Below are 23,436 nucleotides of genomic sequence, written 5' to 3'. Positions count from 1 at the left end.
TAGATCCGTAATCATAGAGGATTGCCTAACTATTAAGCCTAGGATAATATAGTTGCGCAGGTCTGTATTTGTAAGAAAAAACGGCTCAATCATCCCTGTAGATGATAGCCGTTTACTTATTCCCAAAGATTGTCCAAACCATCCGGACATGCCCCTGTTTTTACTCTCCCGCCATCCGCTCTATTCCAACGATTATCTTACTTTTGCCTCATATACGTCAAGTGCTGCCTGAACCCCAAACCCGCAAGGCCCCTTAAATCCATGACGCTGTAATGCGGCTTCCAGCGCTCCAAGCAGCCGCAACACGTTATTCTCACGACAGCTAAAACCCATCGTACCGATGCGCCAGATCCTTCCCTTTAACGGTCCAAAAGAACTGGCAATTTCAATTCCGAACCGCCCCAGCAGCAGCGAACGGACAGCTTCCCCATCTATCCCCTCAGGGATCAGCACACAGGTAACAACAGTAAGCTTGCAGGAAGGATCCCCGTATAGTTCTAAACCCATAGCTTTTAATCCAGCTACAAGTGCTTTTTCATGGAGGATATGTCTGGCGAATCTGGCATCCAGCCCTTCTTCAAGGGTAAGCCGCAAGCCCTCCCGCAGTGCATAAAGCATTGAGGTCATCTCTGTATGATGATTGAGACGTTGTGGACTCCAGTAATCCTGAAGCATGCCGAGATCGAAATAATTGCTGCGGACAAAAGATAAGTCACCTGGCTGGACATCACTTGTTCTAATCCCTCGTTCTACTCGTTTTCGGGTCATGAGCTTAGCTTCAGCACGATCATTATACGTTATCGGTGCCATTCCGGAAGGGACGGACAGACATTTCTGTGTACCGCCAACGACGGCATCCAACATCCAAGCATCTGTCTCGACAGGAAGGCCCCCAATGGTTGCAACTGCATCAACTATGAATAAAGCATCCATCCGGCGGCAAGCTCTACCGATTTCCGCGAGTGGCTGCACACGTCCTGTAGAGGTCTCCCCATGAACCATTGTCACCACATGTGGCTTAAAAGTCTCCATAGCTGCTATCACTTCATCCGGCTCAAACACACTCCCCCATGGCTTTTCCAGCACGAACACCTCAGCGCCACATCTTTCAGCAATCTCATGCAATAGATGTCCGAAGCGGCCAAAGATCGGAATCAGCACACGCTCACCCGGCAGGATCAAACTAACCATCACGGCTTCAATTCCAGAACGAGAAGTACCATCGATAGGGTAAGCCCATGAATTACGAGTAGCGAACAGCTCCCGCAGCATTTCCATCGTTTCATTCATAATAGAGGTGAACTCTGGATCAAACTGACCCAGCACCGGAAAAGACATCGCCCGCAGTACACGCGGATCTACCTCGACCGGACCCGGAGTCATAATACAGCGTTGGGACGGCGACAAATCTTCGTAACGCTTCATGATGATCCTCCCTTAAAAGTTCGGCGAACTCTTTTTAATAAGCTAACTCATATAACATCGCAGTCAGAACCTCAAGCCCAGCCGTGAGCTGCTCAGGGGAGGTATACTCTTCCGGAGAATGGCTGATGCCAGCTCGGCTTGGCACAAATATCATCGCAGTAGGGCAACGCGGCGCCAATAGCTGGGCATCATGTCCCGCTCCACTTACCATCGTGCGGTACGTCTTCCCCTGTTGGCGGCAGATATTTTCCAGCATTGCAGATAGCTTCATATCCATAGGCGCAGGGACTGTGTGGAGCACGGATGTAACCTCCAGAGTTACCCCACGTTTAACGGCAATTTCATTACATTCCGCAAGAAGCTTCTCACAGAAACGTTCCAATTCGTCCTCTTCACTATGGCGGATATCTAATGTAAAAAGAACCTCACCCGGGATCACATTTGGCGTATTCGGATTCACCTCAAACTTACCCGAGGTTGCTACAAGAGGTTCACCAGCCGTTTTAGCAGAACTTTCAAGCACGTACAGCATTTCAACCGCACTAGCCAGTGCATCCTGCCGCATAAACATCGGTGTCGTGCCCGCATGATTAGCAATACCACTGACCTTGACCACATATCGTCTCTGGCCAACAATCCCCTGAACTACGCCTATCTGAGTGTCCGTCTTCTCCAGAATAATCCCCTGCTCGATGTGCAGTTCTACAAAAGCACCAATATCATTTCTGACTCCAGTCCGCTTAGAAGCTTTCTCCCCCGTTATGTCCTGTAAGAAGCTGGATTGTGCCATTGCTGCTTTTAACGTCACGCCCTCTGCATCCATACAGGTCTCGGCCTCGCTTCCGTCATACCTTTCCGTGACATGGCCCGAACCCCAATAAGCAAGCGGAAATCGGCTCCCCTCTTCTTCACAAAAAGATACGACCTCAAGCGTCCGCTGCGGCTGGCCAAAGTTCCTCTGCAAATCTTGAAACGCAATCATAGCCGCAGCGATCCCATAGGCACCATCATATTTTCCGCCATTGACTACAGTATCGATATGCGATCCGGTTAAAATAACCTTTTGCTGCGGATCGCGTCCACTCAATCGTCCATATACATTGCCAACCTTGTCTACGGAAACTTCTAAGCCGAGCCCAGCCATTTTTTCCTGCAAAAAAATCTGCGCCCGGCTCCATTCCTCCGTATATAGCAGTCTAGTAACTCCTGGCCCAGCTGTGCTGAATGCCGCCAGCTCCTCCAGCAGGTCCAGCAGTTTCTGAGTCGATGCTTGAACTCTGGAATCATTCATAGGCTGTACTGCTCCTTCCTAATTCGCAGCCACTGTCCCCCCCCCTCACTGATCACTCCTTCTTCAGAGGTATAGACCACATTCCCGCGACAGATCGTAGCAACTACCTTGCAGGATAAAGTTCTTCCAATGTAGGGGCTGTGCTTGTGGCGATACAATAAATCCTCCGCAGTCAGCGTATAGGTTGTGCTTGGATTAAGCAGAACTAGATCGGCATCTAGACCTAGAGCTATAGCGCCTTTGCGATGCTCTATTCCAAAACGTTTTGCGGGTTGCCCTGCGAGTAGACTAGAAATTAATGTAACAGCCAGCCCCCGCACATTCACGCCTTCATGGAACATAAGCTCCAGACTGCTCTGCGCACCCGAGATCCCACCCCACGCTGCAAAAAAAGACAAGTCCGGCTTCACCTTCAATTCCGTTGGACAGGGGGAATGATCCGAAGCAATCAAATCGATTTTGCCTTGGGCCAGCATCTCCCATAACTTCTCCTGCTCCACCGCACTTCGCAGCGGAGGCGCACACTTCGCCACAGGACCTAAAGCCTTCATATCATTTTCAGTGAGGACCAGATAATGTGGACAGGTTTCTGCCGAAACGTCCAGACCTCGAAGCTTAGCTTCATAGATTTTCTCAATGGCGGCGGCCGTGCTGATATGAACAAAATGCAACCGGCAGCCCGTTCGTTCACTGTACAGCAGCGCCCTGGACACTGCCTCCAGCTCTGCTTCAGCAGGGCGGCAAGCCGCAAAATCACTTGCGCTGGTTCTGCCATTTCGCACTGCATCTGCGGTCAACACCGCCGTGATAGCCTCACTTTCTGCATGCAGCGCCAAAATCCCGCCCAGAGAAGCGATTCGCAGCATCCCTTGATAGAGTGTATCCTCATCCACTTCACGGAATCTGCCTTCGCCCTCCCCTCCAGGATTGGAGAGAAAGGCTTTAAACCCAGTGACACCAGAGGCTGCCAAAACTTCTAAATCATCCAGATTGCCGGGAACGAGCCCACCCCACAGCACATAATCAACGGCAGAGTTTCCAGCCGCAGCATCTACCTTTTGACGAAGTGCAGCCTCGTTCACAGTCGGTGGATTGCCGTTAAGCGGCATATCTGCATAGGTTGTGCAGCCGCCAGCTGCCAACGCCGCAGAACCGCTGCGAAAACCTTCCCAATGTCCAAACGTTGGTTCATTAAAGTGGACATGCATATCAATCATACCGGGGAGGACATAGAACCCATCTGCGTCGATGACTTTGGTTAGCGGCGCAAGCGAAAGTTCCTCTCCAAGTGCGACAATCTTACCCTCTGATACTGCAATATCCAGCTTGAGTACCTGATCGGGCAGCACTACATTCCCGTTCTTAATCACAAGTTCATAGGATTCCTTCATGAGCTGCCACCTCCTCCGGTCGTCAACTTTCTCCTAACTTCCCCGATACGTACTATATCCACCAGGAGCTACTAGCAAAGGTACATGGTAGTGTTGCATGGAGCTCTCTATATGAAAGCGAATAGGTATCTGTTCTAGAAAAAAAGACATCTCACGTTGAGTGTCTACTGAGCTTTCTGTTACTTCTATGCCAGCTGCTGACGCTTTGGCATCAGCTCTACGGTAGTAATCGCCAACCATAAACAGCAGTTCGTAACATCCAGCCTCCATTTCGTTTCCCTCCAGCAGCGGAGCATCCAGCCTCCCGTCACTGTTCGTGACTTCTTCACACAGAAGCTTGCTCATCCCATCCGTAAGCTTCCAGAGCTGAAGCGTCAGACCTGTAGCAGGAATCCCCCGCGACAGATCCAGCACATGGGTGGTAAGACGCCCGCTCATTACGCTGTCTCTCCGGCCAGATCTGCACGGCTGACAGAAAAGCCCTGAAAACCATAGGGTGGACGAGGTTCGGTGAAGACTCCACCTTTAGTTTCTTCAGGCTCAACAATGGTTTCCCAAGTCCGGTTATTGGACTCAAATGAAACGGTAGCCAGCTGTGGAAAACGGGACAATACGCGCAGCCCAATTTGATAAATCAACGATTGGATTGAAGGACTGTTCAGCTCATGAAAAGCACTATGGGCGATATCGCGAACCTGCTCCGCAGCCACATATTGGCCTAAATCTCCATCCAGAGCATGTTCAACATCACTGTAGGTCCAGTTAATATTCAGAAAAATATAAAGCGGACGGTCAAAGCTCTCCGGCAATGTTGTATACTCATCACGGACGAATCCATAAAACGAGCTTCCACTTACTTTTATCAGCTGTAAATCCTTCAATCGGCATTCATGAGCGATAACCTCAGTCCCATTCTCTCCACGTTTTATAGTTAACGAAGCCGAATAAGATTCATTATTGGAGTGACGCAGTACTAAATGACTCTGTTTAAGCCCGTCAACCCCGGGCACCATCACCTGTTCAAAAGGTAACCGGTCTGCGGAAACTGAAACTGCGGTGACATGATCGTATTTATCGAGAAAACGGCTGCTTAGAAGCTGCAGTAGCCCCTCCGTTGTGCTTCCAGTGTAGTCCGCGGTATTGCGCAGGATGAAATTTTTCATAGAATCGGTAGCAACGACCATGGAATTATCCCCCTCTGAAAAAGAAGGAAGAAACGCTTCGCCCGTGACTGCGAATGTAATATTATGTGCGAATATAATGTTGTCGCAGCCCGTGAAGGAAGATTCGGGAACGGGGGTAACGGCCAGCGGTTTAGCGTAGGTACGATAAGTTAGCACATCACTTTTTCCATAAAACATTGTACGTCCGTTAATTGGTTCCAGCATGGCTGACACCCTCCCCGTTTATGATGAATGAATGAATGAATAATTAAATAATTAAATCACTTAGGCGAAATCTCGTAATTGTACCGACTTCAGAAAAGGCTTGAACCCATTCCTCCTGAGGGGAACGCTCTACTCGCACTCCAATGGCGCTGATAATGTCATCTTTGTTTTTGCCACGAACAGCTAGAATAAAAGGGAAATGAAATTTGTCCGTATACTTTCGATTCAGATCATTTAATAGATTGAACTCTTCCGTTGTTAGCCGATCCAGTCCAGCTCCCTGCTGCTCTGAGGCAGACAAAGCCGTAACTTGAAGCCTAGTCGCCAAATCTGGGTGAGCTTTTAATAGTCCCTCCATTCGGCTCCGGTCAGCACTCAGTACGGTCTGCATCATTGTGCTATGCAAATGCTCTAAAGAATGGAACGGAATCTGCTTATATGCCTCCTCTGCTACCCACGGTGAATGTTCAAAAATGCCGCCTAGATGCTTCACGAAATCCGTTATACTCATGGCATTTATCTCTTCCAACGTAAACCTGCCTTCAGAAACGACCACCACTCAACCTCCAATAGCTTTGTTAACAGCTCGTAAAATGCCTCCGTACCCTGTACAGCGACAAATGTTACCCGATAAAGCTTCTTCCACTTCAGCCGGAGTAGGATGCGGGTTCTCTTCCAGCAGAGCAACCACCGAGATAACCATCCCTGGTGTACAATAACCGCATTGGAACCCCCCCTCTTCTAAAAAAGCCCGCTGAACGGGATGCAGGCCTACTTCACTAAGACCCTCAATTGTTGTAATTTCCGCACCTGAGCATTGATAGGCCATAACCAGACATGAATTCACTGGACGTCCATCCACCAGCACCATACATGCCCCGCAGCGGCCAATCTCACAAGAACGTTTTGTGCCGGTCAGCTCCAAATCTTCACGTATGACATTTAAAAGCCGGCGGGAGGGTGGAATCTCTGTGGATATCGCTTTCCCATTAAGATTGCAATTAAAGGTGAACCTTTCTTCTGCAAAAGCTTCCTCAGACGATAAGGGGGCAAGGTTATCTTCATCTAGATTGGGATCTGAATTATGACTCGGCATGGATGTTCACCACCTTTTGTGGAATAAACGGTGTAGACTGCAGCCATTCGGGATCAATGGGCAGCTTGGTTACCCGCTTCCCTACAGCCTGAAATATGGCGGACACGACTGCCGGAGCTAAATTGACGGAACCCACCTCTCCAATGCCGCGAGGACCGTACGTGTCATGATCCGGCAAATCCTCTATCGGCTGCACCTGAATGCTGCCATTCATGTCGGCAATGGTCGGCACCAAATAGGTGTCTAAATTTTTGGTGACATAGCTGCCTCCAGACATCACAGCATCCTCTGACAAGGTGAAGCCGACCGCCATACTGCTGCCACCTTCGATCTGTCCAAGATAACCTTGCGGATTAGCCACCGGTCCCGCCGCTACCGCATGATATTGGTCCAGTACACGAACACGTCCAGTAAGCAGATTAACTTCCACGCGGACTGCGATTGCAGAATAGGTGTATAGGAAATGTGCCCCCGCTCTTTTAAAGGGTGTGGTTGGATAAGTAAACTTTGTATTACAGACAATGGGTTCTGAAATACGCTGTGCCAAGTCCTTGTAAGTCAGAAGCAGACCGCCGTCTTTTAGCCAAATGCCGCCAGGGCCGAGCTTCATTTCATAGTTATCCAGCTCTGGCTTTATCATCGCAGCTGCCTGCAGCACTCGAGCGGTGAAGTCTGGACGCAGCCGTTTCAAGGCCATCCACATCATGCTGGTTGATCGGGAAGCCGTACTAGATCCGCTATCGGGCACAACATCCGTATCGCCAATGACGATGCTTAGATCCTCTGCCGCCAAGCCAAACTGTTCAATCAGCATTTGTTCCATTGTTGCGATTAACCCCTGACCAAACTCCTCGTAACCAAACACCGCCTCAATCTTGCCCTCTAGCGTCAAAGAGAGCCTGCCACCCGCCGGATCGGGAATACCATAACCAAGTCCTGCACCATGCATAGCTATAGCAGCACCCGTTCCAGTTACGATCCAAGGTTCCACAACACCTGAATCACTGTCTGTAGATGCGGCCTCAGTCATAAGAGGCGAACCCGCCAGCGCTTCCCACACCTGAAAGGCACCATCGGTCTGAGCAATTTCCTGACCCAGTGGCCCCAGATCTCCATATTTACGCAAATTGCGGCGGCGCATTTCCCACGGATCGATCTGCAATCGCTCAGCCAACCGATCGATTTGTCCCTCCAAAGCGAAAATCGCCTGATTGCCGCCAAAACCGCGAAACTCACCAGATACACCGTTATTGGTATATACAGCAAAACCCTTCACATCCACATGATCGATGATATAGGGGCCCATCACATGTTCTGTCGCAAAGTTGAGCACCTCCGCCCCCAGTGTTGCGTAAGCTCCCGTATCCGAAATAATTCTGACCTGATGTGCCCTGATGATTCCTTCGGGGTCGCAGCCAGTCTTCATGGTGATTTTCATGGGATGGCGTTTTAGTCCTGCACGTACCGATTCAGCTCTCGAATTATGCAGTCTTACCGGACGGAGTGTCCGCAAGGCGAGCAGCGCTCCATACGGCTGTACATTCAGCTCGTCTTTTCCTCCAAAGGACCCGCCGATAGGACTCGAGATGACGCGAATATCTTCTTGAGGAATAGCCAGAATTCTGGATAGCTGCAGGCGATCCATCAACCCATGTTGTGTAGCTGAATATACGGTAAGCCGTCCGTTATCCTCTGGGATAAACAGTCCACCTTCAGTCTCCATATAGGTGTGCATTTGGCGTGGTGTATAGTAAGTCTCCTCTACCACATGACAGCAATCCGTAAATACCGTTTCCGGCTCCCCTTTCCGATATTCCGTATGATGAAGCACGTTTCCCTCGGCATGCAGCAAAATTGCGTCCTTTTTCATCGCCTCTTCCGGATTCTCCAGCAAGGGTAGAAGCTCATAATCCACTTCGATAAGAGATAAGGCGTATTCCGCAATTTCGTCCGTCTCAGCCGCAACTGCCGCAATCGCATCGCCAGTGTAACGCACACGGTCACTGCAAAATACCGGTTGATGCGGCAAAGCTATGCCAAAGCCGTTAAGTCCGGGCACATCCTCATGAGTGATTACAGCGTGTATACCAGGGACTTCAACGGCCTTCTCAATGCGTATGGACAAAATACGAGCATGTGCCTGCTCACTGCGGAGCACGCGGCCGATCAACATTCCTTCTGCCCTCATGTCGGTCAAATACTGCAGCTTACCGGATACCTTGCCCTCTCCATCAGGTCGTGTACGCCAGCGGCTACCGCTGGATTCCTTATTCAGCAGCATTTTCCCTCTCTCCTTTCGTCGGGTTATTCACCTCTAAACTCCGTATATTCATAGCCTTCCACAGCTCAGATACAACCAAATTCCCAGCAGTCTTTTTCTTGTAAAGTTCTGTTGCAAAGGGATCACTATACGTCTCAAAGCTGTTCTCAACCCCTTCATATAAAGAAGCCAACAGCTCATCTGTATACCTCACACCTTCAAGCATAACTTCAGCCCTACTTAGTCGCTGTGGCCGACCAGAGCCCCCACCTGCGGCGATACGCACCTCACGGAAACGGTGTTCCTCATCGATTGATGCTGAGATTGCTACCGTTACAAGTGAAGGGGTGAACGCTTCCCTGCGGCCAACCTTACGAAAAATTTCTAGCCTATCCGTTAACGGACTCTCTAAGCGAGTAGGTGAGATGCGAATCTCAGCCACAAGATCCGCCGCAGGTTTTATCCCGCTCCAGTGATTGTTTAGCCACTCTATCAAAGGTAGTGCCGTCATAAATTTGCCGTCAAAGGAGATTAACTCCGCGTCATAGACCAGTAACGCAGGTAGAATATCTCCGAAGCCAGAAGCGATATTGCCCCCGAGCGTGGCAAGATTACGCACCGACGGAGCCGCTATGCAACGTGCAGCCTCTTGCAGCGCAGGAGCTACGGCCTGCAAATGCTCATTACTGCGGCACTGGGAGAGTGGAACAAGAGCGCCCAGAGATAAGTGAAATTCCGTTAAGGTAATGTCGCCGAGATTTGTAATTTGCCGAAGATCAATCAGCTGTTTAGGCATAAGAGCTGTTCCATTTTCCCACCCTGTTCTCAGCAGTGTTCCTCCTGCGACATATCGGGCACTGTCTCCAAACGCCGTTTTTCTCTCCCAAGCTTCGTGCAGGCTGCGGGGTTGAATTACTTCAGGTAGCCTTCCTTCCTCTTCCCGTATAGCTCCCATACACTCCGCCTCCCTTTTTGAGTACCAGATTGCCGCTTCCCTTCTCGTATAGCCTGCCTTAAAACCTTTGTTCCCGAATATAAGGAACTCCGAGCGCCTCCGGTGTGCCGGATGGTTTGTTGCGATTGCGGTACCCCAGGTACATCAGGACCAGAATGGTCACAAGGTACGGAATCATTTTGAGAAAATAGGGCGGAACTGCACTGCCCAGCAATTGAATACGGAAGCCAAGTGAATCCAATGCCCCAAAAAAGTAGGCGCAGAACAAGGCACGCAGCGGATTCCATCTGGCGAAAATCACCAGCCCTACCGCAATCCAGCCCCGGCCGGCTGTCAGCCCTTCATTCCAGGTTGGCGCGTAGGCCAATACCATATCCGCTCCGGCCAGGCCGATGAGAGCAGCACCGGTGATCACATAGCTGTAGCGGATAAGCTGTACACGGATCCCCATCACATCTGCGGTAGCCGGACTGTCTCCGACTGCCCGCAAATGCAGGCCCCATGAAGTGCGGTGAATTAGCAGATGCAGAGCAAGCACTAGCAGCAGGCTGAACCAGGTTAGGTAGTCCATGTTGCCGAATATTTTTCCGATGAACGGTACATTTTCCAGCCAAGCCAGATGCAGCTTAGGGGAGGTTCCCGGCAAAGGAATGCCGCTGATCGGTTTACCAAGATAAGCGCTCAACCCACTGCCGAACAGGGTCATCGCAAGACCGGACATCGTTTGATTCGCCCGCAAGGTCACACAGAGAAAAGAATGCAGCAAACCAAGCACAGCCGTTACAGCTACGGTAGCCAGCAGAGCCAGCAGCAGGTTTCCGGAGCGAATATACACGATACAAGTGATGACCGCTCCCATCAGCATCAGACCTTCAGCCCCAAGCTGTATAATGCCGGCTCGTTCATTTAGAATGCCTCCCAGCGTAGCCAGCAGCAGCGGGGTCCCTGCGGAAATAGCGGCAATAAGTAGCTGTGTTGTAAAATCCATTGTCTATCTCCCCTCTTTCAGCTGAACCCGGCTACGGCGAATGCGGAAACGATAGATCATATCGCCAGCAATCAAGAAAAACAGGATGGAGCCCTGCAGCATTTCTGATATCGATGAGGGCAGCCCGATGGTTTGAACACTATATCCGCCAACAATTAAGCCACCGAATAAAATAGAAGTAACGATTAGACCGAGTGGATTCAATTTAGCCAGCCAAGCTACAATAATGGCGGTGTATCCATAACCCGGTGAAATGCCCTGCATCAGCTTGTGTGTAACACCGGAGACCTCCGCCATGCCAGCGATCCCGGCGAGCCCCCCACTGATCAGCATGACGATAATAATATGGCGCTTGATAGGAATCCCCGCGTATCTGGCTGCAACAGGATTGGCCCCAATCAGCCGGAGCTCGTAACCCCACTTGGTAAAACGAATCATTAAGTAATAAATCACAACGGCGATAAGTGCAAATAACAATCCAATATGCAATCTTGTACTTCCGAGAACGGGCAGCGACTGAGCCGCAGTAAACATAGGTGATCCCGGGAAATTAAATCCTTTAGGATCTTTCCAGGGTCCGAATACCACGTAATCGAGCGCCAATAGGGCAACATAATTCAGCATTAATGAAGTGATTAGCTCATTCACTCCAAAAAACGTCCGCGGAATAGCAGTCAGTAGTCCCCAAAACGCACCCGCGGCAATCCCGAACAGCAGCATTAAGCTCAGGGACCAGAATGAAGGTAAGTCAGGAAAATAAATCGTGACCGCTGTGGCCGCCATAGCCCCAACGGTTAGCTGACCTTCTGCTCCAATATTCCATACCGAAATGCGGTAAGCCACAGCAATCCCAAGCCCACATAAGAGTAACGGGATCGCTTTAACCATCGTTTCCGTGAGCCCATACGCAGTGCCAAATGCGCCACGGAACATTTTTTCATAGACCAGCACCGGATTCATGCCATTCGCCGCAATAAATAGGGCACACAACAATAGCGCTAAAATTATAGATACAATAGGTGTCCACCAAGGAGAACGGATGCGGCTGGCATCGTATTCGAAACGTAAAGAGAATCGTTTTCCGGAGTGTGAGGGGAGGGGTTCCAGTACAGCTGCTGCGGTATTTCTTCCATTCTCCAGACTCATACGGTGCTCTCCTCTCTATTATGAATACCAGCCATTAGTAGTCCGATGCTCTCTCGATTCGCTTCCTCATGTGTACTCTCACCAATAATTGAGCCGTTATAGATCACTAGAATCCGGTCGGACAACTGAAGCAATTCATCTAAATCCTCCGAAATTAACAACACGCCACTACCTGAACCACGCAGCTCCATAAGAAGGTCGTGAACACCTGCCGTGGCACCTACATCCAGCCCTTGTGTCGGATGAACGGCGACCATCAGCTTCGGCCGATGACTGATCTCACGTGCAAAGAGCAGCTTCTGCTGATTACCACCTGACAACTGTTGTACTGGCGTCTCCAGCTCAGGTGTTTTGACATTAAAGCGCTGGACCAGCTCCTGTGACCACAAACGGTTCTTCGCGGACTTCAAGAAACCAAATTTGGAGTGCTCCTCTGAGCGGTAAGACTTAAACAAAAGATTATCCACCGATCCGAGGCGTCCAGCTAAACCGCTCTTCATCCGGTTCTCCGGCACGTGGGAGATTCCTGAATCAATTGCCCCTCTAACCGAAGCGGATTTCACCGTCTTTCCATCAAACGTGATTTCACCACTTTTCCAGCCTCTAAGACCAGTTAACACTTCAGCCAGTTCCTTTTGCCCATTGCCAGCTACCCCAGCTACGCCTACAATCTCTCCTTTACATACGTTCAGAGAGAAGTGATCCAGTGCTTTTCGCCCGTGATCGGCATATACGTCCACATCTTTCACTTCTAATAAAGAATCCCCTTCAGTGGCTTCCCGTTCTTGACGGGTGATGGTTACTTCCTTGCCCACCATCAGACGAGCCAGCTCCAGTTCATCTGTATCTGCTGTGGTCAGCGTGGCGATCATTTTTCCTTTGCGCATGACGGAAATCCGATCGGAGGACGCCATAACCTCTTTCATTTTATGAGTAGTCATAATGACCGTCTTTCCTGCTTGCTTCATGACCCGAAGCGTTTCAAATAGCTGTTCTACCTCTCCCGGGGTCAGTACAGAGGTTGGTTCATCCAGAATAATAATGTCAGCCCCGCGATACAACGTCTTAACGATTTCAACACGCTGCTGCTCACCCACGGACAACTGCCAGATCGGGCGATCCACCGGGAAATTCAGTCCAAACCGTTCCGCTAATGCCTTTATCTCCTTGTGTTTGTTCTTCATCCACTTACGGCCGCGCCAGAAAGACGACTTTTCGCCAAGCACGATATTTTCTGCTGCTGTGAGGCTTTGCACCAGCCTAAAGTTCTGAAACACCATACCTACACCCAGCTGCGCAGCATCTTTAGGAGAACGGATCTGAGCACCTTTCCCATGAATGAAGATTTCTCCTTCGTCTGCTCTATACACCCCTGACAGCATGCTCATCACCGTGCTCTTCCCGGCCCCATTCTCCCCAAGCAACGCATGAATCTCACCCGCATTTGCCGAAAAGTCGACTTGATCACTGGCGGTTACCGAGCCGAATTTTTTCACAATCTCCCGCATTTCAACTGAAGTTCCCCGCATGGCCTGAACCCCTCCTTCCTTCAAGTTGTAGTACGGGTGGGGAAGTTTCCGCTTAACAGAACCCGCCCCACCCATAGATTGTGCACATCTTATTCCCTATTTTTAAACATTATTGCGGGATAGTTCCTTCCACACCCTTTACGAGCCAGTTCATGCCCAGCACTTCCTCCAAGGTCAGCTTCTGACCCTCCTGAACCTTCACATTCCCTTGATTATCTGAGATCGGACCTGTGAAAACCTCCAGCTCACCACTGATAATTTTGGCTTTGGCGTCTTCGACAAGCTTTTTCACATCATCTGGGATCTTGTTCCCGAAAGGAGCCAGCTCCACCATACCGTCAGCCATATCACCGGAATATTGCTCGCTCTTCCAGGTTCCATCCATAACTGCCTGCACAGCTTTTACGTAATACGGCCCCCAATTCCATACCGGGTTCGTCAAATAATTGTCCGGAGCGTATTTGCTCATATCCGAGTCATTTCCCCCGGCAAATGCCCCTCGTTCAGCAGCAGCCTGCAGTGTTGCAGGTGAATCCTGATAGGCCAAAAGCACATCCGCACCCTTATCCAGCAAGCTGATTGCCGCTTGACGTTCAGTCGTCGGGTCATACCATGTATTCGTCCATACCACATTCACCTTTACATCAGGATTGACACTTTGTGCTCCAAGGGTAAAAGCATTCAAGTTATAGATCACTTCGCTGATCGGAAAAGCGCCCACATAACCAAGCTGATTGTTTTTGGTCATTTTTCCTGCCGCTATGCCGCTCAGATAGCTGGCCTGATAGTTTTTCCCGAAGTAGGTTCCCATGTTCTCTGCGGTTTTGTAACCCGAAGCATGCAGGAACTTCACGTTGGGGAATTTGCCCGCTACATTTAATGTAAAATCCATATATCCGAAGCTCGTTGTAAACACGATGTCGTGTGATTGTGCAAGCTCGGTGATGATTCGTTCGGCGTCAGCACTTTCAGGGACATTTTCTACAAAGTCAGCTTTAATCCCTAGCTCCTTCTCCATATACAGCCGTCCTTGATCATGTTGGTATGTGTAGCCGCCATCCCCTGGAGGTCCGATATAAACAAAAGCAACCGTCGGTTTCTTTGCAGCCGGTTCTGTTGTTGCAGTTGCCTCTGTTGCCGCTGTAGTTGTCGCTGGTGCCTCCGTTGCATTTGTAGAAGTATTATTATTGCTGCCACACCCCACCAAAGCCACCGTCATTAGAACCATTAATGCAAGACAAGATGTTATGAACTGACCCCTTTTTTTCATAATTCTCCTCCTCCAAATCATCTCTCATCATGGCTGCAACCATTAATGTACTTCTACTATACTTAGAGGTGGCCTTGGCGTAAATTTATATAACATACGTTTGTATATGAATATAAGAATCAGAACTTTTTTTGTGTGTAATGCACTAATTGGTTTTGGTATGGTGAGTTTCGTGTCATATTATATGACCAAAGGTGGAAAAGGAACACTGTTTCAGATTACTTTTCAGACTATTCTTTACTTCACTTTCCATTTCTCAGAATCCATTGCTCCTGAATCTCACCAAAATCTTCTTTTGTATCTGCGTCCATGAAATAATGGGCAGACTCAGATTCCAGAACAATCCCCTTATAATCAGGTGAACGCAATATCCCCGCCGCTCCTCGATCTCCATCTAATCCCTGTAGTGCTGGAAACAACGTCTTCGAGAACAAAGCCGGGGGCATAGCCGACCCATTGCTGACGCTAGCGACATAATCCATCTCCGGAGATTGTTCAAACGTTTGTATTAGACGGTTCACTAATGCTGTAGTAATAAATGGCTGATCCGCAAGCGCCACAACTACTGCATCGGGCTGTAAAGGTAATACCGCATTAAGGCCACAGCGCAGTGAAAAAGACAATCCTAGATGTGCGGTTAAGCAAGTTTCGGTACGTCTGGATGCTTGCGGTTCAATCGCGGGTGGCAGCCATTCCAAGTTGTCATCCGCACGCACTACCACGATTAGCGGTTCTAGATTGCAACGATCCAATTCACTAAGCGCGACGCTCCCGAGTGAGACCTCCTGCGACAATTTCAGTGAAACCTTGGACACGCCCATCCGCCTGCTCTGCCCCGCTGCCAAATATATTCCTGCTACCTTCAATACTATCCGCTCCTTTGGGCAGCTCTCGTGAGCCCACCCTTCTAATTTGAATAATTTCCGCTATAATACTGACCGCAATCTCCTCCGGACCTTCTCCTCCAATTGGCAACCCTACAGGTGCATGCAAAGATGCAGGAACCTCAAACCCTTCCAGTAAAAGAGATATCCGCGCCTTCGAACCGATAATCCCTATATATAGAGGAGCAAGCGGAATCACACTCTCCAGAAACTGTCTATCCCGCCCAAGTTGATGACTGCAAATCAATACATAATCCTCCCGGGCTACGCCCAATCGCTGAACAACCTCCATAGGGGAACAAATTACTTGTTCAGCTCGAGGAAACTTATTGTGCAAGCTTCCTTCACGCCAATCCGCAACCGCTACCCGAAAGCCAACTCTGTCAGCAAGTTTCGCAATAGGAACCACATCACGTCCCCCGCCAAAAATCACAAGCCGCGGTTTGGGCACGAAAGACGTATGGAATGCTGTCAATTCTGCTGGAGCGGCCATAAAGCGACCTGCCGCCAGGCTTTCTTTTGCCGAGTGGGATAATTTCGGATGTTTCTTGCTCTGCGGCAGTACAATGTCTGGATCCAGCTCCAGCTTATAGATAAAACCTTTCTCCACTGCTTCGCGGAACAAAATTAGCTTCTCTCCCCTAGCCAATCTGTCACTCGCCTGCACTAAAAGCTTGTAGAGCTGACCCTGCACGGGTTCTAGCACTACTTTGATTTTGCCTCCACAGCCGATAACCTCACCCCAGGACAGATCATCCGGAGACAGCATGTTGTATTCCACAATTTCGGGCAGCCCTCGTTCCCAGATCTCAGAAGTTCGCAGCTGCAGATCGTTTTCCAGACAACCTGGACTCAGGCTCCCAATCGTACCTTCTTCAAAAAACAACATCACCGCTCCGGCTTTACGATACGAGTGTCCCTCCACCTCTATCAGCGTTGCCAGCACCGCAGGCGCCTGATGGGTTTGAATATGCATTGCGATTTCATGTGTATTCACGAGGTTCCCCTCCTCCGTGTTTGCATTTCAACCCAGAACTTAGAACTTAGAACTTAGACCTTAGACCTTAGTCCCTTCCGAGCATCCTCCGAAACATGAATACTAACTTCAACCTCATTAGATCATTTATTTTTTTAAAATCGACGTCCAGCAGCTCACTAAGCTTCTCGATCCGGTAGGTAGCCGTGTTTCGATGAATAAACAGTTTCTTAGCCGTCTCATTAACATGACCATCGTTCTCTAGATAAACTTCCAGCGTCCGCAGCATTTCCCTGACATACTCCGGTTCTCGGTTAAGCAACCCTCTAAGACTTCCATTACAATATTTCTCCATAACCTCTGCCGGAATTTGCCCGAGTAGCAGGTTAAGCTCAAGCTGCCGGTAATGCACAACATTCCCTTTTACTCCCCCGCCCTGAAGCATTCCCATACAATCCTTTACCTCCGCAAAAGCCTCTTTCAGCCCCTCCGGCTTCGCTTTACAACTGCTTATCGCAGCTCGCGGATAATATCCCTTATCAAACTTCATGTTGTTAAAACAAACCTGGATTATATCCCGGAATTGTTCAGGACGCTGACGATCTCCCGGATATATAGACAAAAGTCCTTGATCTATGATCACATGAATTCCCTTTACTTCCCGTAGCCCGGGATGTTCAAGATATTCTTCTTTTAGTCTGAGCAGCTCACCTTGGCGTTCTTCCCCAGTCGCAGCTGTATCGGTCAATAAGAGAAAAAATGGTGATTGAAGCAGCTCAATCTCCAAGTCGAGAGCAGCCTGCGCCAAATCTGTGTAAGATAAATTACCGCTCAAACAACGTCTCAGCAATCCGCTAAACTCCCTGTGTTCTGCCTGTTCAAAATAATCTTCGTATCCTGAATGAATATGATATGAAATAAGTTCAGCTCCCTGAACGAACAAACTTTCTTCCATTGGGAGCAATAAAGGGTCGATGGCACAAAACAATAGATATCCGGAGCACTTCTCTCCTTGCAAAAGTGGTGTACGGTAGCCCACATGATCTCCAACACGAAAGCGCTGATTCCGTTTCTGCCACGGCCACCCCTCCAGCAGCTGTGAAGGATAGTATTCAGAGTTGTTGTAGATCACATCCCCCCGTGCGCTAACCACCACAAGTGAATGGCCAATCACTTCAGACACCGAATCAAACAACGGACGGCTGCGGACAGATCTTAGGGCGAATTGCATCAGCTTTTTCTGCTTCTCCATAATGTTCTGCAGAACGTGAGTGCTGCGGCTAAGCTCGGCGCGAAACAGACCATTCATCTGATCCGAAAAAGTAAACTCGAACGGTAGCTGGATTAGTGGGAAGTTAAGACTCTCCGCTTCTGCAACCAGTTGCTCTGGTACTTCATCCCAAAACCGCCCCAGCTTAATGCCCAAGGCCGAAGATCCCCGGCGATTCAAAGTCTGCAGCAAGGCAGAGGCTTCCTCCATATTGTCCTTTATCAAATAGGCTGTCGTCAGCAGCATCTCGCCTTCTTTGATCCAATCCGAGATATCGGGGGCGTCCATCACATTAATTGACTTCACAATTCGATGTTTCCCTTTAGACCCAGCGATAAGCTTCGCCTCGGACAAAGGATAAATGGACAACGCTTCTTCAACCGTAAGATGCATGCCACCCCTCCTTATTAGGATCAATAGAACCATTTCTGATTTATAATGTTATTTTATGTAACATTATAATTAAAATGAACCGTGTTGAATAGAGGGAAGTTAAATTTTCATGATTTATATGTTAATAAACTTAACACAAAATGAACATGGATCATGAATTATTAATTATTAATTATTAATTATGAATGATGAATGATGAATGATGAATGATGAATGATGAATGATGAATGATGAATTATTGAACTTTAGCTCATATCGTTCATGTGAACTGTATAAGGGGATTGGAAAATAGTAGGTGGAGTTGAGGGAGGGCTTTCGAGTAAAAACAAGTTTTTACGGGTTCACGCGGGAGTCGGAATAGGGAGTCGGAATAGGTGGCAGGGTATTCTCAGGCTATTCGAATTGGCCATCAAGATCGAAGTCGCAGGCACACCAGCGCTGCAAGACGGGGAATTGAGCAGTGTAGAAGATCCGTACAAGTAGAGATAATACCACCCCACTGTAGCTGTGGCGGAGGTACAAGCTCTTATAGATCCACTGCTGCCGGTAGAGGTGGAGGGCACTTTTGCACTTCTTTTTGGCTATTCGGCCGGAATTGCCGGGATGAAGGGCCTTTTTGCCCTTCTTTTTGACTACATAGGCGTCTTCGCCACATTCTGCGGGATTTATACTGTTCTTTTTAGTTATTTATGCTACTTTCCTGAGTTCTGCGGGATTTATACCGTTCTTTTTAACTACTTAAGCACTTCCCCCGGATTCTACGGGATTTATACTGTACTTTTTAGCTGCTTGAGCCATTTCCCCGGATTCTACGGGATTTATACTGTACTTTTTAGTTACTTGAGCCATTTCCCCAGATTCTGCGGGATTTATACTGTACTTTTTAGTTACTTGAGCCATTTCCCCGGATTCTGCGGGATTTATACCGTTCTTTTTAGCTACTTGGGCCACTTTCCCAGATTCTGCGGGATTTATACCGTTCTTTTTAGTTACTTAAGCACTTCCCCCGATTTCTGTGGGATTTATACCGTTCTTTTCTCTCCAGCGACGTATTCACTTAAATCTACTGGTCTTATACCACACAATCGAGCGCTGAATTTATCTTTTTCACTCTACCACTCCACTATTGAGCCAACTTAAGCTACCTTAGTTTTTAAAGCAACTCCACTGGGCTCCCCGGTGTAAATAAAACTAAGAGTAGGCGGGAATGACATGTGTATTTCGTTAATTTGTGAATCAATAAGTGAGTGTGGCGTTAGAGTGTATTGCTAGAATGTAATCCTAGAGTGTAATCCTATAGTGTATTCCCAGAGTGAATTTCTAGAGTGTAATCCTAAAGCGTCTTCCTAGAATGTATTTCTAGAGTGTATTCCAAGAGAGTAATGGAGGAGTATCGGTTAACAGTAACTAGAAATGTAACTAGAAAAGTGTCAAGATATGTTGTTCGTAGCTACGGTCTGTTTAGTATCGCTGCTTTTTCAAGACCACTGCACTCAGCCTCTCAAGACTGCTGCCACACTTCATTCACCCAAGAGAGTAACCGGAGATCCTGACCATGTCCGGCAATAACGGATAATCCCAGTGGCAATCTACTTGTGGAGAGCATAGGTAATGTTACCTGAGGCAAACCTGCCAACCCAGCTATGCAACTCAACATCATCGCACCACTACGATTCACCTCCAATTGGCGCAAATCCCCTCCACGCAGCGGCGCTGGTCCCGGAACTGTCGGAATCACAAGACAATTGTCCTCTCCTAGCAGCAAGCGCAAATGATTAGAAATCTCTTTTTGCTTACATTGTGCAACGCTATGATCCTCTTCCGCCAAACTGGCAGCCCACGAGAATCGCGCTGCAATATCAGGCCCAAAGACTGGTTTCTCGTTCTCAATCCAAACGCCATGAGTTTCCCAAATTTCATTCCCCTGCAATTCTCTAAAAACATCCATCCAGACCCTTAACCCCTCCAAAGCAATTTCTATCTCCATGAGATGATCTGCCCCGGATCGCAAACAACTTAATCCCTCCGATAAAATAGCTGCATTCTCCAGATTAACCAAAGCCCAGCAGTCAGTAGCAACAAATAAAGTACCCATTTTATTTTTGTCTTCCATATTCTTTTTTACCTTGTTTTCCGGGCCAATCTCTAAAATTTTCTCCGTACTCTTCTCAGCACTCTTCTCAATACGTTTCTCCAAAATCGTTTCTAAACTTTCCTTCTGGCTCTTTTCTAAATTATTTTTATCAGTCTTCACCATGTCTCCCTCTAAGTTGTTCTTCAAATTTTCCAATACATTCTTCTCTATGCTCTTCCCTACAGTTTCTTCTAGACTACTTCCTATTTTCTTCGACGTCTTTACAGATGTACTCCCAGCCACAAGTAACACTTCCCCTACCTTCTGGAGCACATCCAAGCGATCCGACACCCAGCCAACTGTATCAAAAGCCGGAGATAATGGAATAACACCTTGAAAATCCACAGCTCCATGCGTTGGCCGGAAGCCATATACTCCGCAATAAGAGGAAGGTACTCGAATTGAGCCACCGGTATCTGTTCCGAGCGCAAAATCAACACTACCAGAAGCTACCGCTACTGCCGAACCACTTGAAGATCCGCCTGGGATACGACCTACAGCACGCGGATTAATCGGCGTTCCATAATGATGGTTCTCGCCGCCCAGACTATACATCAGCTCATCCGTATAGGCAGCACCACGAAGTGTAGCACCCGACAACAGTAAACGATGTACAGCCACCGCATGCTCCGTGGACGGATGGTGGCTACGCAGCCAATCAGGATTACCTGCAGAAGAGCTGTGTCCAGTTACAGCAAATACATCTTTTACTGCAAAGGTCAGTCCATCCAATATCCCGCTTCCTAAACTCTCAACCGTAAGCTCAGGATCTATAAACGCACCATACCGATTATCCAAAACCATAATTCCCCCTCCTCCCTAGACCATTACTTTTACCCTTCCATCAGCCTTTCGGATCCCACGCTTCTCCTACGATTCCTCCAGCGTTCCTTCCAATTCCTCATCTTTCCTCCTACGACCCATCAGCAGCTTTTCCATCCATCATTCCACCTACGATTCTTCCATCAGCCTTTCGGATCCCACACCATACCGCCTTCGATTCCTCCAGCAGTCCTTCCAATTCTCCATTTTTCCTCCTACGACCCCATCAGCAGCTTTTCCATCCATCATTCCACCTATGATTCCTTCAGAGTCCTTCCAATCCTTCCATCACACCTATACCTACCACCCAATCGCCGCACCATCGCAGCGTCGGTCCGTTCCCCCACTGCGGTATCCATTGTCATCTATCGAAATCATGTGAGCGTGACCCATAATCCCATCATAGTCATCTACTTTCCGGACAATATGACCGGCTGCGGCCAAATCTGCCAGCACCTCATCAGCTACCCTGCTCTCCACCTTCAGTTCTTGCGTAGGCTCTCCCCACGTTCTCCCCCACACAAAACGCGGCTCATTCACAGCCATTTGTGGATTCATGCCATAATGCAGCATCCGTGTGAGCAGCAGGGTTTGAGTCTGTGGTTGACCTTCGCCACCTTGCGTCCCGTACAGAATCGCAGGTTTGCCCTCGCGGCAGGCCATCGCTGGCATCAGTGTGTGGAAGCTGCGCTTATGCGGCTCAAGCGTATTGATGTGCCCGGGGTCCAGCGAAAAAAACGAACCTCGATTCTGCAGCAGAATCCCAGTATCCCCAGCGGCCACGCCCGAACCAAATTCAAAATACAGACTCTGAATAAAAGAGACCGCATTCCCGTCCTCATCCACAACCGCAGCATAAGCTGTATCACTGCCGATAGGCTGACTTGTCAGTTGCGCAGCTTTTTGCATCGAGATAGTAGACGCTAATTGTCCTGCATAACGTTTATCCAGCAGCTGCTCCAAAGGAATAGCACTAAAATCCGGATCTGTAAGCACCCTATCCCGATCGCGGAAGCTTAGCTTCAACGCTTCAACAAGCAGGTGATAATATTCATACGAACCATGCCCGATTGCTTCAAAATTGTAATGTTCCAATAAATTAAGACTCATTAGTCCAGTGAAACCTTGAGAATTAGGCGGCACTTGATATACCGTATGCCCGTGATAATCCGTATGAATCGGCTCGACCCAATCCCCCTGATGATCCGCAAAGTCATCCCGAGTCAAATACCCGCCAGTTGCCAGCATATAGTCACAGATGTCCTCCGCAATCTTCCCCTTATAAAAAGCATCCCGCCCACCCGCCGCCAATGTCCGCAGGGTGGCCGCCAGCTGTTTTTGCTGGAATCGCGATCCAGCACAAGGAATCACGCCGCCTGGCGTGTAAATCGCTGCCGCCTCCGGCGACAGCGCAGAGCCCGCAACAGCCGTGTTATTCCGCTGATCCGGCGACAGCGGAAATCCCTCCAAAGCATAACCAATGGCAGGCTCCAGTACCTCCGCCAGCATAAAGCGGCCATACTTACTCAGTATGGCATCCCAACTGTCCGCCATCCCCGGCACCGTAATGGCGCTGCGAATCCCCCGCCGCGGGATGAAAGCTTCCCCGGCATAGCTGCTTCTGCGGACTCCGTACCCGGAGCGCCCGCTTCCGTTATAGGCCCGAACACGCGCCTCTTGCGTGTTATAGGTCAACCAAAAGGAATCTCCGCCTAGCCCCGTCATATGCGGATATACAACAGCTAGTGTCGCACTGATCGCCACCGCTGCATCAAAGGCATTACCCCCTTTTTCCAACATACGTGCACCAGCAGCCGAGGCTAAATAATGGGGGCTAACTACCATAGTTTTTGTGCCTATTACGGGTTTCTCCGCCATGTTCCGTCCCCCTATCTTTTACGGGTTTCTCCGCTCCGCCATGCCCTTCCCTCTATTTTTTTCGGGTTTCTTCCCCATGCCATTCCTCTACGTTTTACGGGTTTCTCCCCTCCACCATGCCCATCCCCCTATGTTTTACGGGTTTTTCCGCCATGTCCCAACTCCTTATTTTTTGCGGCGGGTTTCTTCAACATATTCAATCTCCTATATTCTGCGGCGGGTTCAGCTGCGAGCTCCCTATAACTTCTGACTTAATTAGTGTCATTTAACATTACACGAAAATCCTTTGTCAATCGGTTACGCTGAAACGCAAAATAAACCTCTTCTTTTTGTGAGCTAT

Annotated in this window: 19 protein-coding genes; all 19 read right to left on the bottom strand. The window is 48.9% G+C overall.

Going from position 1 to position 23,436, the window contains the following annotated elements:
* Positions 1–192: 192 nt before the first annotated feature.
* Positions 193–1,425, bottom strand: coding sequence for an alanine--glyoxylate aminotransferase family protein (locus tag NYE72_RS06675; RefSeq protein ID WP_339211584.1), 1,233 nt, complete (start codon positions 1,423–1,425; stop codon positions 193–195).
* 34 nt (positions 1,426–1,459) lie between these two features.
* Positions 1,460–2,716, bottom strand: coding sequence for a M20 family metallo-hydrolase (locus NYE72_RS06670; RefSeq protein ID WP_339211582.1), 1,257 nt, complete (start codon positions 2,714–2,716; stop codon positions 1,460–1,462).
* Complete coding sequence (locus NYE72_RS06665; protein ID WP_038569254.1) at positions 2,713–4,107, bottom strand: allantoinase; 1,395 nt, start codon at positions 4,105–4,107, stop codon at positions 2,713–2,715. The genes NYE72_RS06670 and NYE72_RS06665 overlap by 4 nt, the downstream gene beginning before the upstream one ends.
* Positions 4,108–4,140: 33 nt before the next feature.
* The gene (gene uraH / locus NYE72_RS06660) at positions 4,141–4,545 is read right to left on the bottom strand and encodes a hydroxyisourate hydrolase (RefSeq protein ID WP_038569253.1); all 405 of its coding nucleotides are present in this window, start codon (positions 4,543–4,545) and stop codon (positions 4,141–4,143) included.
* Positions 4,545–5,495 carry a factor-independent urate hydroxylase gene (gene pucL / locus NYE72_RS06655; RefSeq protein WP_254924561.1) on the bottom strand — a complete coding sequence of 317 codons (951 nt, stop codon included), beginning with the start codon at positions 5,493–5,495 and terminating at the stop codon, positions 4,545–4,547. The genes uraH and pucL overlap by 1 nt, the downstream gene beginning before the upstream one ends.
* 43 nt (positions 5,496–5,538) lie before the next feature.
* The gene (uraD, locus tag NYE72_RS06650) at positions 5,539–6,051 is read right to left on the bottom strand and encodes a 2-oxo-4-hydroxy-4-carboxy-5-ureidoimidazoline decarboxylase (RefSeq protein ID WP_036680026.1); all 513 of its coding nucleotides are present in this window, start codon (positions 6,049–6,051) and stop codon (positions 5,539–5,541) included.
* A gap of 3 nt (positions 6,052–6,054) precedes the next feature.
* Positions 6,055–6,591, bottom strand: a complete 537-nt coding sequence (locus NYE72_RS06645; protein WP_339211579.1) for a (2Fe-2S)-binding protein — start codon at positions 6,589–6,591, stop codon at positions 6,055–6,057.
* Entirely contained in the window at positions 6,578–8,872 is a 2,295-nt protein-coding gene (pucD, locus tag NYE72_RS06640) for a xanthine dehydrogenase subunit D (RefSeq protein WP_339211577.1), read from the bottom strand. Before pucD ends, NYE72_RS06645 begins: the two co-directional genes overlap by 14 nt.
* Positions 8,859–9,806, bottom strand: a complete 948-nt coding sequence (locus NYE72_RS06635; protein ID WP_326047404.1) for an FAD binding domain-containing protein — start codon at positions 9,804–9,806, stop codon at positions 8,859–8,861. The genes pucD and NYE72_RS06635 overlap by 14 nt, the downstream gene beginning before the upstream one ends.
* 58 nt (positions 9,807–9,864) lie before the next feature.
* On the bottom strand, positions 9,865–10,794 hold the full coding sequence (locus tag NYE72_RS06630) for an ABC transporter permease (RefSeq protein ID WP_038569247.1): 930 nt from the start codon (positions 10,792–10,794) through the stop codon (positions 9,865–9,867).
* 3 nt (positions 10,795–10,797) lie between these two features.
* Positions 10,798–11,940, bottom strand: a complete 1,143-nt coding sequence (locus tag NYE72_RS06625) for an ABC transporter permease (RefSeq protein WP_326047403.1) — start codon at positions 11,938–11,940, stop codon at positions 10,798–10,800.
* Positions 11,937–13,469 carry an ABC transporter ATP-binding protein gene (locus tag NYE72_RS06620; RefSeq protein WP_339211574.1) on the bottom strand — a complete coding sequence of 511 codons (1,533 nt, stop codon included), beginning with the start codon at positions 13,467–13,469 and terminating at the stop codon, positions 11,937–11,939. Before NYE72_RS06620 ends, NYE72_RS06625 begins: the two co-directional genes overlap by 4 nt.
* Before the next feature lie 109 nt (positions 13,470–13,578).
* Positions 13,579–14,739, bottom strand: coding sequence for a BMP family ABC transporter substrate-binding protein (locus NYE72_RS06615; RefSeq protein WP_036680038.1), 1,161 nt, complete (start codon positions 14,737–14,739; stop codon positions 13,579–13,581).
* 242 nt (positions 14,740–14,981) lie between these two features.
* Complete coding sequence (locus NYE72_RS06610; protein ID WP_162164265.1) at positions 14,982–15,554, bottom strand: NTP transferase domain-containing protein; 573 nt, start codon at positions 15,552–15,554, stop codon at positions 14,982–14,984.
* Positions 15,496–16,620, bottom strand: coding sequence for an XdhC family protein (locus tag NYE72_RS06605; RefSeq protein ID WP_326047400.1), 1,125 nt, complete (start codon positions 16,618–16,620; stop codon positions 15,496–15,498). The genes NYE72_RS06610 and NYE72_RS06605 overlap by 59 nt, the downstream gene beginning before the upstream one ends.
* 67 nt (positions 16,621–16,687) lie before the next feature.
* Positions 16,688–18,262: a PucR family transcriptional regulator gene (locus NYE72_RS06600; protein ID WP_036680042.1), complete on the bottom strand. Its 1,575-nt coding sequence runs from the start codon at positions 18,260–18,262 to the stop codon at positions 16,688–16,690.
* A 738-nt stretch (positions 18,263–19,000) separates the two neighbouring features.
* Positions 19,001–19,213, bottom strand: a complete 213-nt coding sequence (locus NYE72_RS06595) for a hypothetical protein (protein ID WP_339211572.1) — start codon at positions 19,211–19,213, stop codon at positions 19,001–19,003.
* A gap of 550 nt (positions 19,214–19,763) precedes the next feature.
* Positions 19,764–21,200, bottom strand: a complete 1,437-nt coding sequence (locus NYE72_RS06590; RefSeq protein ID WP_326047399.1) for an amidase family protein — start codon at positions 21,198–21,200, stop codon at positions 19,764–19,766.
* 318 nt (positions 21,201–21,518) lie between these two features.
* Positions 21,519–23,096 carry a gamma-glutamyltransferase gene (gene ggt, locus NYE72_RS06585; RefSeq protein WP_339211569.1) on the bottom strand — a complete coding sequence of 526 codons (1,578 nt, stop codon included), beginning with the start codon at positions 23,094–23,096 and terminating at the stop codon, positions 21,519–21,521.
* Positions 23,097–23,436: the final 340 nt, after the last annotated feature.

This window comes from Paenibacillus sp. FSL L8-0333 (genome assembly GCF_037965665.1).
In the GTDB taxonomy this organism is placed as follows: domain Bacteria; phylum Bacillota; class Bacilli; order Paenibacillales; family Paenibacillaceae; genus Paenibacillus_AQ; species Paenibacillus_AQ odorifer.
The sequence above is the reverse complement of the archived record's forward strand: the minus strand, read 5'-3'. Positions and strand labels throughout refer to the sequence as shown.

Bases quoted from the DNA above. Each gene is read 5' to 3' on its own strand.
- NYE72_RS06675 (WP_339211584.1), bottom strand. From the start codon at position 1,425: ATGAAGCGTTACGAAGATTTGTCGCCGTCCCAACGCTGTATTATGACT.
- NYE72_RS06670 (WP_339211582.1), bottom strand. From the start codon at position 2,716: ATGAATGATTCCAGAGTTCAAGCATCGACTCAGAAACTGCTGGACCTG.
- NYE72_RS06665 (WP_038569254.1), bottom strand. From the start codon at position 4,107: ATGAAGGAATCCTATGAACTTGTGATTAAGAACGGGAATGTAGTGCTG.
- uraH (WP_038569253.1), bottom strand. From the start codon at position 4,545: ATGAGCGGGCGTCTTACCACCCATGTGCTGGATCTGTCGCGGGGGATT.
- pucL (WP_254924561.1), bottom strand. From the start codon at position 5,495: ATGCTGGAACCAATTAACGGACGTACAATGTTTTATGGAAAAAGTGAT.
- NYE72_RS06645 (WP_339211579.1), bottom strand. From the start codon at position 6,591: ATGCCGAGTCATAATTCAGATCCCAATCTAGATGAAGATAACCTTGCC.
- pucD (WP_339211577.1), bottom strand. From the start codon at position 8,872: ATGCTGCTGAATAAGGAATCCAGCGGTAGCCGCTGGCGTACACGACCT.
- NYE72_RS06635 (WP_326047404.1), bottom strand. From the start codon at position 9,806: ATGGGAGCTATACGGGAAGAGGAAGGAAGGCTACCTGAAGTAATTCAA.
- NYE72_RS06630 (WP_038569247.1), bottom strand. From the start codon at position 10,794: ATGGATTTTACAACACAGCTACTTATTGCCGCTATTTCCGCAGGGACC.
- NYE72_RS06625 (WP_326047403.1), bottom strand. From the start codon at position 11,940: ATGAGTCTGGAGAATGGAAGAAATACCGCAGCAGCTGTACTGGAACCC.
- NYE72_RS06620 (WP_339211574.1), bottom strand. From the start codon at position 13,469: ATGCGGGGAACTTCAGTTGAAATGCGGGAGATTGTGAAAAAATTCGGC.
- NYE72_RS06615 (WP_036680038.1), bottom strand. From the start codon at position 14,739: ATGAAAAAAAGGGGTCAGTTCATAACATCTTGTCTTGCATTAATGGTT.
- NYE72_RS06600 (WP_036680042.1), bottom strand. From the start codon at position 18,262: ATGCATCTTACGGTTGAAGAAGCGTTGTCCATTTATCCTTTGTCCGAG.
- NYE72_RS06590 (WP_326047399.1), bottom strand. From the start codon at position 21,200: ATGGTTTTGGATAATCGGTATGGTGCGTTTATAGATCCTGAGCTTACG.
- ggt (WP_339211569.1), bottom strand. From the start codon at position 23,096: ATGGCGGAGAAACCCGTAATAGGCACAAAAACTATGGTAGTTAGCCCC.